The organism is Thermoclostridium stercorarium subsp. stercorarium DSM 8532, assembly GCF_000331995.1.
GTDB lineage: Bacteria > Bacillota > Clostridia > DSM-8532 > DSM-8532 > Thermoclostridium > Thermoclostridium stercorarium.
Map to the genome: position 1 here is coordinate 2,827,346 of NC_020134.1, position 13,390 is coordinate 2,840,735.

Genomic DNA, 13,390 nt, shown 5'->3' on the forward strand with positions numbered 1-13,390 from the left:
TGCACGCCGGGAAAAGTTGACAAACCCCTGCAACAGTGCTCCATGCAGGCAAAATGCAATTGCGCTCGACCGGCTCCGCCCCGTAAAAACCGACATGCGGCGGAGAGTACAGTGCCGCAAGGCCATGACAAAAAAAAGGCCGGGAAAACCCGGCCGGCAAAGCGAATATTACAACAACGATTATTTCGGTTTATTCTTAAGCCATTCGTCATACTGCCTCTGCATTTCGGCAATGAGCTCATCCACGCCTGCCGCTTTAAGCTCTTTTGCGAACTGCTCAACGGTAGGCTCCACTTCAACCGAACCTGTGAACAGTTGCTTGTAATATGCCTGAACAACGTTTTTGCAGGCTGAAATCTGGGTTTCCACGTTGGTCTTGTCAAATACGAATCCAAGACTGTTCAGCACCAGGCCTTCTTCGTTGAATTTCAGGAATTTTTCCCACTTCTGCGGATCCTCGTTGCTCATCAGGTAATCTTTGAACTGATCGCCGAATTTCCATCCATGTCCCGGATTATATCCTGAATTTTCAGGATTTATAAGTTCAATCACATTATCGTTTATCTTCCTGTAATGAACATTTTCAATACCATAGTTCAGAAGATTCTTCAGGTATTTGTCGGTATACAGCAGTTCTATGAACAGGAAAGCTTTTTCGGGATTCTTCGACGCTTTGGGTATTGCCAGCATTGCTCCCGTAGTTTCACGGTTGGACATAACGGGACGCGTTACATCAACCTGTACCCACTCAATTCCCGTAGTAGCCGACATTTCGGCATCTTTTCCGGGTTTCAGGGACTGAGATGCCGCAAAATATTTTCCTGACTTCATAAGCTCAACCTGATTCTGCATTGTTGCGGCGTCGGGATGAATATATCCTTTGTTCATCCAGTCCCTCATAAGATGATAGTGTTCTATGCTTTCAGGGGCAAGGAAGTGGTTAATTATTTTCGTATCCCTGTTATCGGGGTATAGTGCACCGGGAACATCGTCGTCACTGATGCGGTCCCAGTCAAGAAGCTGGAAAGGCGCATCCATTGTGGCAATACACAGCGGTATAATATCCGGTTCGTTTTCCTTTATTATTTTCAGCAGCGGTTCAATTGCTTCTATTGTTTTAATGTTGCTGATATCCATGTTGTATTTTTCCACAAGATCTTTTCTGAGAAGCCATCCCCAGTTATGCACCTTTTCCTTGTTGGTCGGAAGGGCGTAGTTCTTGCCGTTGATTGCCGAACCGTTAAGGAAATCTTCACCGAGGATTTGTTTTATTGCTGGATATTTTTCCAGATACCCGTTCAGTTCGGTAAAATAACCCGACGCGGCATTTACATTGTAATTTGCGGCCCAGTTTGCGGTAAACACAATATCAATTGGTTCTCCTGCCGCCAGTGCCGTATTTACCTTCTGGTCATATTCGTCGCCCCAGCCGAATACATACAGGTCAATGGCAACATTCAGCTTGTCTTTCAGGTACTTGTTTGCCTCGGCAAGGACTTTGGGCGTATCGGGTTCCTGTCTGTTGCCTACAAGATACCATGTGAGCGTGACGGTGGGTTCTTCTGTAGGAGTTTTGACGTCGTTGCCGGTGTCAACGGTTGTTCCGCCCTCCGGTGTTGAAGTCCTTGATGTACATCCTGTAAGAATCAGGGCCAGCGCCAGGAGCATAATAAGCGGGAAGCTGAAAATTCTTTTTCCCTTTAACATAAAATCCCTCCTTAAATTTTTTTATTTACAGAACCGTATAACGGTTTCAGCCCTTTACGGCGCCAATGGTAAGGCCCTTAACGAAATATTTCTGGAAAAACGGATAGGCGAATATGATGGGGCCTATGGAAAGCACGGCTATAGCCATTCTTGCGCTTTCACTGGGAAGCTCGGCAAGTATTTTGGAAGATTCGGAAAACTGGGCACTGCCGCTTACAAGGTACTGTATGCTGTTAAGTGTCTGGTACATGAGATACTGAATGTTATAAAGCCTGTGTTCGGTTATGAACATCAGCGGGAGCCACCAGTCGTTCCAATACCCCAACGTGCAGAAAAGTCCTATTGTCGCAAGACCCGCCCTGCACAACGGCAATACAATTACAAAGAAAATCCTGAACTCACCGGCGCCGTCTATTTTTGCCGACTCTATGATTGACTCGTGAATGGTGGTCTTGAAAAACGTCCTCATTATCATCATGTACCATGCGTTCATTAAATATGGAACTATCATCACCCAAATGGTATTTTTTATGGGGATCAGTTGGGTATACACCATATACCACGGAACAAGCCCGCCACCGAATATCATTGTGAAATACGCGAAAAAGGAGAAGAAATTTCTGTATTTAAAGCTCTGCCGGGACAGCGGGTAAGCATAAAAACATATAACAGCAAGGCTCAAAATCGTTCCCAGCACCGTTACAATGACCGAAACACCGTAAGCCCTCCAGATTGTATCACCGGCCGAAATAACATAGTCATAAGCTTTCAGCGAATACTTCGACGGAAAGAAACTGTATCCGTTAACCAGAAGTTCCTTTTCATCGGTAAAGGAAATCGCAATTATCAGCAAAATCGGAGCTACGCATATTATGCTGCAGATTATGAAAAACAAATTAATTAGTACGTTGGCAAACGGCGATATCCTGTTCCCGACACTTTTCCCCCTGAAAAACTTTTTAACGGCCATATCGGAATTGCGCACCATCTCACTACTCATTATCAGCGCCCCCTTAAAACAGTGCCTTATCCCGGTCGATTTTTCTTACGATGAAATTCGCGGTAAATACCGTAATACAGCCAACAATGGCCTGATACGTGCCCGCAGCCGCAGCCATTGAAATATTGTTTGTGTTTCTCAACGCCCTGTACACATAGGTATCTATAACGTCGGTGACAGGATAAAGCTGTCCGCTGTTTCTCGGGACATGGTAAAACAGGCCGAAGTCGGCGTTAAAAATTCTGCCCACCGCAAGCAACGTCAGAATTATCATCAGTGAGCGCAACAGCGGTATTGTTATGTATCTTATCTGCTGAAATTTCGTCGCCCCGTCAATTTCGGCGGCTTCATAGTACTCATTGTCTATACCTGATATAGCCGCCAGGTATACCACAGTATTATAACCTGTATATTTCCATAACTGGAAGAAAATAATTATAAACGGCCAGTATTTGGGCTCAAAATACCATTTGATCGGGCTGATGCCGAAAGCCGCCAGCAGGGTTCTGTTCAGAAAACCGTTTTCAATGCTTAAAAACGAATAAGCGAGGTAACTTACTATAATCCAGGACAGGAAATAGGGCAGAAACATAACGCTCTGATAGACCTTCGACAATTTTTTGTTTGTAATTTCGTTCATCATGATCGCAAAAGCAACCGGAATAATTAAACCGAGTATGATGAATGCGAGATTATACAGTATTGTGTTCCGGGTAATCTGGTAAGCGTACGGCGTTTTAAAGAAAAATTCAAAATTTTTAAACCCTATCCATTCGCTCTGGATTATGCTGCTTATAAAATCCCCGTGGAAGCGGTATCTTTTGAAGGCAATAACAATTCCCAACATAGGGATGTAATTGTTTATAATAAGTACAACCACGCCCGGAAGCAGCATCAAAAACAATTGCCAGTTGTTTTTGAGTTCGTATAAGAACCCCCTGTGAGAGGTTGGTTTTATAACGGTAGTGTTATCCCTTCCCGAATGCATCATCTTAACCCCTTCACATTTTTTAAATTTCTCTTTCATAAGTCTTTCGCGGAAAACCAAAGAGCACCGGCACAAGGCCGATAAACACCACACCAATCGTCACACTTGGATCGTATCAGAGGCGGGATAATTTATGAATGGAACATATTGAATTATCGTTCAAAATATTGATGAGTTGATGTGCAAAAAATTACAACAAAAAAATCCACCGAAAAGTCATTCACCCATTGAGGCATCCCTGTATTCGGTCGGGGACAAACCTTCATATTTCTTAAACAGACGTGAAAAATAATGGGCGTCGGGAATTCCAACAATCTCCGCAACTTCATAGGTCTTGTATTTAGGATCCATAAGTAATTCCTTTGCCTTCTCTATACGCAGCCCGTTCAGATAATCCACGAAATTCTTCCCCAGCTCTTTCTTAAACATCCTGCTGAGATATGAAGGGCTTACATAAACATGCTCTGCGACGTCGTTAAGAGTCAACTGTTCACTGTAATGCTGATGAATATACTCAAGCGCATTCCGCAGAATAAGCTTAATGCTCTTGTTGTTATAATTGTTTATTTTGGCCGTAATACTCAGCGAAACCTCTTTCAGAAGATCATTAAGCTCGTTTATGTTTTCCGACTTGCTGATCATGTTGTGAAGACTTATGATATTTATGCTTTCCACCTTGCTTTCATTGGAAGCCATTGCCACCGAAAGACGTATGTTGTTTATATACGTAATAATCCCCCAGTAGAAGTTTTTCAAATACTCCATGTTCAAATGATCCAGGCTGTTTATGTACTTTTTTATATCCTCAATTCTTTTCATCACAATGGCCTCGTTTCCTGTCTTTATACCGTCAAGCAGCAGTTTTTGATACTCTTCAAGCACCGAGTAATCCTCGAATTTTAAAAACCCGCTCATATCATTATAAAAAATTACGGTGCCGTTTCCTATGTAGAATTTTCTCTCCAGCGCCTCAATGCATTCACGGAATTTCTCGGGAAGCTGCATAATGCCACGCCCTTCAGAACTCACCGCAACGGTTACGGTAAAACCGAAACAGTTGATAAGAAGTTCCTGGAGATAATTACATTTGTCGCTTATTAAATTATGCAGCTTTTCCTTTTCATTTCCTCCCTGCAGGATGAATGCAACACCCCTGTCTTTCAGCGGAACGTCAATCACGCTGAAACTGTCTGAAAACACATCCATAAACGTATTGACTATCCCAAACAGATACAGATTTTTTTCATACTGGCTTAATTTTTTGTTCTCATCGGTATCAATTTCCACCACGAGAAGGAAAAAACTTTCTATTTTTACTCCAAGAAGCTCGGCCCTCGGCAGTATTTCCTCAGTATTGGGATATATTTCATACATCAGATCATACAGAAACTTCTCCCTGAGTATCGGAATATTCTGCTCAAAAAGTTTCTTCAGCTTGTTGAATTCCTCAGCCCTGTTCTTAAGCTTCTTAAGTTCTTCCACCGCCCTGTGTATAATTGTTGTAAGTTCCTCAATCTTCGAAGGTTTAAGGACAAAATCAAAAACTCCCAGCTTCAACGCTTCCTGCACATAGTCAAAATCCCGGTACCCTGTCAGAACTATTATTTTGCAGTCCGGAATCAGAGCCTTTACTTCGCTTATCATTTTCAGGCCGTCGGTCCCGGGCATGCGTATGTCTGTTATCAGTATATCCGGCCTGTATTTTTCAATAAGGATCTTTCCCTCTTCACCGTCCGAGGCTTCGGCGCATACCTCGCAGTCAAACTTTTCCCAGTTCAGTATATTTTTAATGCCTTTCCTGATTATCGGCTCATCATCAATAATCATTACCTTGAACATAATACCCCTCCGCCGATTCCACATTGGCCGGAATATTTACTATTACCCTTGTATATTTTCCCTTCTCGCTCTCTATTTTAAGGCCGTAATTGTCACCGTAAAACAGCTTTATTCTGCGGTTGACATTTTCTATTCCTATGCTTTGCCTTTTTTCGGTACTCAGGTTCTTGAAATAGGTGTCATTGTCCATAGAAAGCCTTCTGTTCAAAGCGTCCAGCTCGGCACTGTCAATGCCGGGCCCGGTATCCATGACTATAATCACCAGTCTTTCCCCTTCCAGATATGCTTTCAGCAAAATCTCGCCCTTTCCGCGCAGTTTGTCAATGCCGTGGTACACGGCGTTCTCCACAAGGGGCTGTATCAAAAGCCTTGGGATTTTTATCTTTCCCGCCCCGTTAAGGATTTCCTTCCTAAATTCGATTTTGTCCTCAAACCTTCTTTTGATAATGGATATGTATTTATCCGAATACATAAACTCCTCTTCGACGGTAATAAGCCTGTCTCCCCTTCCGATACTGGCCTCCAGCAAATCGGACAGGTCGGTAACCGCTTCACTTATCTCGGGTACATTGTTCAGCATTGCCATCCAGTTTATGGATTCCAGTGTGTTAAACAGGAAATGCGGATTTATCTGGGCCTGAAGCGCCTTCAGCTCGGCTTCCTTTCTCGTAATCTGCTCTCTGTACACCCAGTTCACCAGATGATTTATTTCCCGCGACATCTCATTGAAGGTTTTATTTAAAAATCCTATTTCGTCTTCCCTCTCGTCGTCTATATATACAATACGGTTGTCCTTCTGAACCATTTTCATACCCTTTACGAGCCGGTTAATCGGATTTATAAAACTCATTGCAATCGCCAGGTTGAACGCCGACAAAATAATGGCGGTTACAATACACAAAAGCAGCAGGTTCCTTCTCAGCGCATAGGCATCCCGGTACAGCACGTTCAGCGGAACATATGTTATCACTTTCCACCCCGTTCCGCTTACGGTTATGTACGATACCAGAGCGTTGATATTCCTGTCAATTTTCGAATCCCTTTCATTTTCCAGCCTTCCGAAAGAAGTTCCGTCGATAAAATAGCCGGAATCACTGTTTCTCGCGGCTATCAAATCATAACCGTCAGAAAGAATGACAATATTCTGCATGCTCCGTGTAAGCCCGTCGAAAACGGTTTTTATAAAATCCTTGTCCACCAGTATGGCCTGCAGCCCTATTTCCTCAAACGTGTCCTGGTGGTATATCGTCCTCACGAGGTATATATAATTTACAACGCCATTACTGCTGTCGGTATACCATGTAACTTTTCCCTGGGCTTTTCTGGCTTTTTCCAGTACCTTTTCATAAGGAAGGATGTTTTTTATACTGCTGGTTGAAGAATTGTCATCGGCGTAATAGAATTTTCCGTTGTTTCCAACCACCGCTATCGCCTGAACCTCAGGCCGCGACAGTATTATTTTCTTCATTGTATTGCTTATTTCGTTGTCAATCTCGTAATCCAGAATGGGATCTTCTATATATTTTGAAATCAGGGCGTTGTAGATTGTTTTGTCATACAAAAGGTCCTGGGAAATTACACTCAGGTTTGTGAGGAAATCCTCAAAACGCAGTTCAATCATCTGCAGCAAATCCCTTGCATAATTCATTGACATTCGGTTAATTGTCTCGGCAAAATTTCTGTAGCTTAAAAAGCCCATAAAAATCATAGGGATTATAATTTGAATGTAAAAGGCCAGCAGAAGTTTTTTCTTTATGGACAAATTCTTATAGAACCTGACTATTCTGTTTTTCAACTGTTTCACCGTACCCCACAAAATGTTATTGGTATGCCTTGCCGCGTTGAAACACATGTCCTTCATGCGGCCTGAATTTGCCGTATTTTTCACGCCTCAGGCCGCAGTCGCAAATAATGTCCTAATTGGACAACAAGCCCGCCTTCACCGCCTTGTCATACAGTTCGTCAATTTCCATTTTCCCTTCAAGAACATACGGAATTCCCGGAACAATAACCTCTTCCCAGACCGTTCTGTCGATAAAGTGGTCAGGAGGACCTATAAACTGCCTGCTGTTGTTAACGAGTATCTGGGCTTTTCCTGTGAGAGCGTTGTAATCAATACTGTAATCCCTTATATCAACACAGCTTATCATGCCCGTCTGCCTTGCAAATTCAGCAGCGGTTTCCTTTGACGTTAAAAACCTTAGCAGACTGACGGCGGCATCCCTTTTCGTGTCGTCATTATAAGTTTCGGAGCTTATATAAAAACATCCGTTGCCAAGGCCGTAAATCAGCGTCTTGGGGGGCGCATTCCCGTTGCTGAAATACGGAAAATATACAATATCAACGGTCTCGTCGTCTGGCGGTATGTTTCCGATAAACCATGACCCCTGCACAATCATTGCGGCTTTTTTCTCCAGAAACATTGTGTTTCTTTCATGGTTTGTCATTGTAAATGCATCATCAGGGAACGCGCCAATCCTGTAAAGCTCCTGCATATACGACATTGCCTTCTTATAATAATTTCCAAATTCAGGATGAAGGGGGTTTTCGGCAATTTCCTTTCCCGCAAGAAGGGCAACCATGTTCTGATACAGATATGTACCTTCGGCAAGGGAGTTATAGGCAATAGGAACTATATCATTCTCACGGAATATTTTCACCGCGTCCTTTAGCTCCTCGAAAGTAGCGGGAATTGGCACGTTATACTTCTCAAAAAGATCTCTGTTAATAAACAGGGCTTCAAAAATGATTTCAAAAGGCAGGCCATACAGTTTTCCGTCATAAGTGGTGTATTTCAGCATACTGCTTTTAAATAACCTTAACCATTCGGGATTTTCCTCCATAAGACCAGTCAAATCTGCTACCTTTCCCGCCTGAATAAGGGCTCTTATGTCCGAGCCCGGCCATATTCCGAATACATCGGGATTATTTCCCGAAGCAAAGTCGGTTTTTATTTTTGGAAGAAAATCTTCACCGAAAAGAGATTCATTTATTATTTCTATATTGGGGTTTTCATTGGTGAAACGGACGAATATTTCCTGCAGCGTTTCGGCTTTTGAATCGACCCCACCCCAACTGCTGATAAAGCGTAGCCTGACTTTTTCCTGCTCCTCCGACATTACGGGAGAGGCATTATATCTCAGGTTCGTACAGGAAGTAACCGACAGGGATAAAACGGCCGCCGCTGCTGCCACCAGCCATTTATTTTTTTTCATGATTTGCTCACGATCCCTGATTTTCCATTATTTATCTCAGTATTTTTATTATACCGCAAATGTAACGAATATCAAGAATTTGTATTTTATATTGCGGCGAAATCACTCCCTTGTAAGCAATTTTACAACCTCGGGGTTTTCCATTATCTCCTCTATTTTGTTTATTCCAAGTTGCCTTAAAATTTTCATTACGTTCAGATTATCAAAGGGCGTCATGATAATCGAATCTTCGGCGACTTCATTAACAATCTGAGTTGCCTTATCCACATCGATAATTGTTCTCGGCCCGCCGACGCAGCCTCCGACGCAGCCCATGCCCTCTATGAAATTATAGTCGCGAACCCCTCCGCCGGACAGTTCATCCAGTATTTTTTTACAGTTTGCCGCACCGTCCACTTTTTTCGCCTTTAACTTTATCAGCCTGCTGGGGTTGATCCTGTTGACAACCGTCTTTACCGAAAAACTTACCCCTCCCGTTCTGGCGTAGAGCCTTCCGCCGAGAGAGCCCTGATCCTTCTCCTCTCCGGGCAGTTCGGCGGGATTTATTTGCAGCGCATTAAAAATTTCCTTCAGTTCTCTGAAGTTTATAACAAAGTCTATTGCGCCTTTCAGCTCTTCTTCCTTTATTTCAGCCTTCTTTGCAATGCATGGCGCAATAAACACCACACGGCAGTCAGGATAAAGCTTTTTAAGTATTCTTCCTGAAGCTATCATCGGGGATACCGACGGGGACATATGCTTGTATAACTCACTGTAATTTTTCTTTGTCATATTGAACCATACAGGGCAGCAACAACTTGTGAGGAAAAAATCCTCGGTGGTCTTAACCAAATGGTTGAATTCAAATGCCTCCTTAATGGTGAGGATATCTGCAAACATTGCAACCTCAATCATGTCGGTAAAGCCCATTAATTTAAAAGCGCTGCGGAGCTGTCCCAATGTAACGTCATCCCCAAACTGTCCCGCAATGGCAGGGGCAACCACAACAAAAACCGGATTTTTTTTCTCTTTTAAAAGCTCAATTACGGGTATGAATTCAATTTTGTCGGCCAGAGCGCCGAAATCACAGGCGGTAACGCATCTTCCGCATGTAACGCACTTGTCGTTTACAATAACCGGCCCCTGGCTTCTTCTGTATACATGGGATTCAAACAGACATGTATCCCTGCAGGTTCGTGAGTTTTCATCACAGTATTCACACGGGCCGTCAATCCTTGCAATTACAGGCTTATTCACAACGTTAAAATTTTTTACAAGCTCAAGTTCATTCCTGAAAACATCTTCACCGGTGGGATCAAGGCCCATCGCAATCCGTATGTGATCCATGATAAACGCCCTGTCTTCATCGCGGAAACCGTATTGTTCCTTTATTTCGTCGGTCAGTTCATTGAGATCCTCCACGTCATTCAGCCGGCCGTTCCAATACCTTTTTACAAGCTCACCGAAAATAATCATCCTTTTGCGCTGAAAATCTGAAAAACTGTTCTCCATAAAAAACCTCCATGTTAAAATAAGGGTATCGCATTATTATACGATACCCTTATTAAATATATTTATAACTGAATGCCGCAAGTCAGCCGATTAATAATTCTCAACAAACAGTTCAAAATAGCCCTTCGGATAACCGCATGACGGACATTTCTGCGGCGGCTCGGTACCTTCATGAATATAACCGCAGTTAATGCACTTCCAGTAAACCTTGCCGTCCCTCACAAACACTATGCCCTTTTCAATATTTTCAGCAAGTTTCTTGTATCTTGCCTCATGCATTTTTTCGGATACGCAAACCATTCTGAAAGTATGGGCCACTTCCGGAAATCCTTCCTGTTCGGCGACTTCTGCAAAGTGGGCATATAAGTCATGCCATTCTTCATATTCACCGGCAGCGGCGGCTTTCAGGTTTTCCAGTGTGGTGCCCATGGCCACAGGATAACTTGCCTCGGTGATGGTAACATGGGTCGGCAACTCATCCTTAAACCCGTCAACAAGATACTGGAAAAACCTTTTTGCATGCTCCTTTTCATGATCGGCGGTCTCGAGGAAAATGTTGCTGATTTGCTTATAACCTTCTTTCTCGGCTATGGCTGCATAATAGGTGTACCTGTTTCTGGCCTGACCCTCGCCGGCAAATGCTTTAAGCAAGTTTTCTGCAGTTTTTGTGCCTTTCAGTGACTTCATCGCAGAAACCCTCCTTTAAAATATGATAGATTTTGGTCCGAACGCAATAATGTAACGCAATGATGTGACGTTATATAAACCAGCAGGCATAAGTTAAAATGCCTGTTGAAATGATGTGCCCAATTTATCGGTGTTTTATATATATATGCACATATGTCATGGTTCCAGCGTTTACTTTTAGTCTAATTCTAAAAACATCCAATGTCAATATTCCGGGAAAAGCAGTTTTCCGGCGTAGTATGACCACGCCGCAAAGTTCCGGAAAACGCCGGAACCTAAACATTAAAACTCCGGTTTGAACATATTTTCAATAATGGTTAAAGATGTGAAAATTATCGCATGATGAGCCACAATACAGTAAACAGCATATGACAAGCAAAATAACATGTTTTATTTAATCCCGAAAACGTAAGGCCTTAAAACTTCGGCACAGATCCTGTAGCCTTCAACGGTAAGATGCAGCCCCTCAACAGTGTATTCCAGCCTCAGATTGCCTTCTTCATCAATGAGATGGCTGTACACATCAATATATTCAACACCTTTTTGCTTTGCCATCTCTTTCAGGGCTTCATTTATACGGCGTATTTTCTCATTGTTTCTTTTTCCGACGATATATTTCCTGATTTTTTTATGCCCTGCCTTTGACACGGGATAAATCGACTGGAGATAAATCCGGGTTTCGGGGCACTTTTCCCGAATCCGGTCTATTATCTCTCCAATATTGCGTACAATATGTCCATCGCTTTTATTGCCGCCAATGTCATTCGTTCCGATCAGAAGAAAAACTTTTGAGGGCTGAAGTTCAAAAACACTTTCGTTAAGCCGTTTAAGCACGCCGTCAGTTGTATCCCCGCTAATGCCCCGGTTAATCACGTAAGCACCGTGAAAAAATTCGTTCAGCCTGAAAAAATCGGTAATGGAATCTCCGACAAACACAATGCTGCCGGGTTTCGCACTTTTATTCAGCTCAACGAACGCATTGTCAACCTGTTTCTTATAAAGACTGGTGACCGCATCAATAAATCTTGATATCATCCCGCACACCTTTTTGGATGCATTCACTGAGGGTAAGCCGTTTTCATAATTTTCCACGGCCTACCCCTGTAATTATTCTATTCCCGCGCATAAACAATCTTACCATTTATTATTGTCATATCAACCTTTGTCTTATATTCAAAAGGATGGCCGCTGAAGATAACAATATCGGCGTCTTTTCCTTTCTCAAGGCTTCCTACCCGGTCGTCTATTCCTCCCGCCCTGGCGGCATTTATGGTTATGGCTTTCAGGGCGTCCTCCTCGGGCATTCCTTCCCTTACCGCCAGTGCCGCACATAAAAGCAGATGCTGAATTGGAACGCACGGGTGATCGGTCATTATCGCCACAGGTATCCCCGCTTTCGCAAGAATTCCCGGCGCAGCCAGGCTCTGATTCCTCAGTTCTATCTTCGACCTGTCGGTAAGCAGCGGTCCCAGGATGACCCTCACGTTATTCTCCTTCAGGATATCTGCAATTAAATAACCTTCTGTGCAGTGATCAATTGTTATTTTCAAATTAAACTCCTTCGCGATACGGATGGCGGTGAGGATATCATCGGCCCTGTGGGCGTGCATCTTCACAATCATCTCACCTTTGAGAGCGGGAATAAGCGCCTCAAGGCGGATGTCAAACTCGGGTTTGTCGTTGTTTTCCTTGTCCTTCCTGTATTCTTCCCATTCCTCCATATATTCTTTTGCCTTGTAAAACTGTTCTCTCAGAATGGCCGCCGTTGCCATTCTCGTGCTGGGCGTATGGTTTTTTTCATGATAAACGCTTTTCGGATTTTCGCCAAAGGCAACCTTAAGCGCGCAGGGCGCCTTTAAAATCATCTCGTCCACAGAACGACCGTTAGTTTTCAGCGCGGCAAACTGCCCGCCTATTACATTTGCGCTGCCGGGGCCGCTGAGAACGGTTGTTACCCCCCACTGTCTGGCTTCCTCAAATGAGCGATCGGCGTGGTATATGCCGTCTATTGCCCGCAAATGGGGTGTAACGGGCTCGGTCATCTCGTTAACGTCATCACCTTCAAAGCCAACCGAGTCTTCTATCATGCCCACATGGGTATGAGCATCCACAAGCCCGGGCAAAACAAACCTTCCCTTTGCATCAATAATCTCGCTGTCGCCCGGGCATTCATCCATCGGGCCTATATCCTGAATCTTACCGTTTTTCACCAGTATATAGCCGTTTTCATATTTGAGTGTTTCGGACTGAGAATCCTGTCTTTCAGCCATTGTATATATTTTTCCGTTAATTATAAGCATAAAAGAAAAGCCCTCCGTTTATGATTATGCACTGACATATGTTTCTTAAATCTCTGTTGCTTTTAAAGTCTTACTAAGATTATAACACACAGTATACTGCCACACAATGCAGAGTACATACCCCGCAGTGCTGCCCCGTCATACGGGAAAAGTCTTTCGCAAA

General features: G+C 43.4%; 10 protein-coding genes. All 10 read right to left on the minus strand.

The features are described 5' to 3' along the window. Positions 1–180: 180 nt before the first annotated feature. Positions 181–1,707: an ABC transporter substrate-binding protein gene (locus CST_RS12410; protein ID WP_015360278.1), complete on the minus strand. Its 1,527-nt coding sequence runs from the start codon at positions 1,705–1,707 to the stop codon at positions 181–183. A 46-nt stretch (positions 1,708–1,753) separates the two neighbouring features. Further along, entirely contained in the window at positions 1,754–2,707 is a 954-nt protein-coding gene (locus CST_RS12415) for a carbohydrate ABC transporter permease (protein ID WP_015360279.1), read from the minus strand. A gap of 13 nt (positions 2,708–2,720) precedes the next feature. After that, a complete protein-coding gene (locus CST_RS12420; RefSeq protein ID WP_323054196.1) occupies positions 2,721–3,734 on the minus strand; it encodes an ABC transporter permease in 1,014 nt (337 codons plus the stop codon). Positions 3,735–3,911: 177 nt separating this feature from the next. After that, complete coding sequence (locus CST_RS12425) at positions 3,912–5,534, minus strand: response regulator transcription factor (RefSeq protein ID WP_015360281.1); 1,623 nt, start codon at positions 5,532–5,534, stop codon at positions 3,912–3,914. After that, a complete protein-coding gene (locus CST_RS12430) occupies positions 5,512–7,395 on the minus strand; it encodes a sensor histidine kinase (protein ID WP_015360282.1) in 1,884 nt (627 codons plus the stop codon). The genes CST_RS12425 and CST_RS12430 overlap by 23 nt, the downstream gene beginning before the upstream one ends. 55 nt (positions 7,396–7,450) lie before the next feature. Beyond that, positions 7,451–8,749, minus strand: a complete 1,299-nt coding sequence (locus tag CST_RS12435) for an ABC transporter substrate-binding protein (RefSeq protein ID WP_015485173.1) — start codon at positions 8,747–8,749, stop codon at positions 7,451–7,453. Between the two features lie 102 nt (positions 8,750–8,851). After that, positions 8,852–10,240, minus strand: a complete 1,389-nt coding sequence (locus tag CST_RS12440; RefSeq protein WP_015360284.1) for a [Fe-Fe] hydrogenase large subunit C-terminal domain-containing protein — start codon at positions 10,238–10,240, stop codon at positions 8,852–8,854. A gap of 90 nt (positions 10,241–10,330) precedes the next feature. Next, positions 10,331–10,927, minus strand: a complete 597-nt coding sequence (gene rbr, locus CST_RS12445; RefSeq protein WP_015360285.1) for a rubrerythrin — start codon at positions 10,925–10,927, stop codon at positions 10,331–10,333. A 390-nt stretch (positions 10,928–11,317) separates the two neighbouring features. Then, the gene (locus CST_RS12450) at positions 11,318–12,019 is read right to left on the minus strand and encodes a GDSL-type esterase/lipase family protein (protein ID WP_015485175.1); all 702 of its coding nucleotides are present in this window, start codon (positions 12,017–12,019) and stop codon (positions 11,318–11,320) included. Between the two features lie 20 nt (positions 12,020–12,039). Beyond that, positions 12,040–13,227, minus strand: coding sequence for an amidohydrolase (locus tag CST_RS12455; RefSeq protein ID WP_015360287.1), 1,188 nt, complete (start codon positions 13,225–13,227; stop codon positions 12,040–12,042). Positions 13,228–13,390 lie beyond the last annotated feature (163 nt).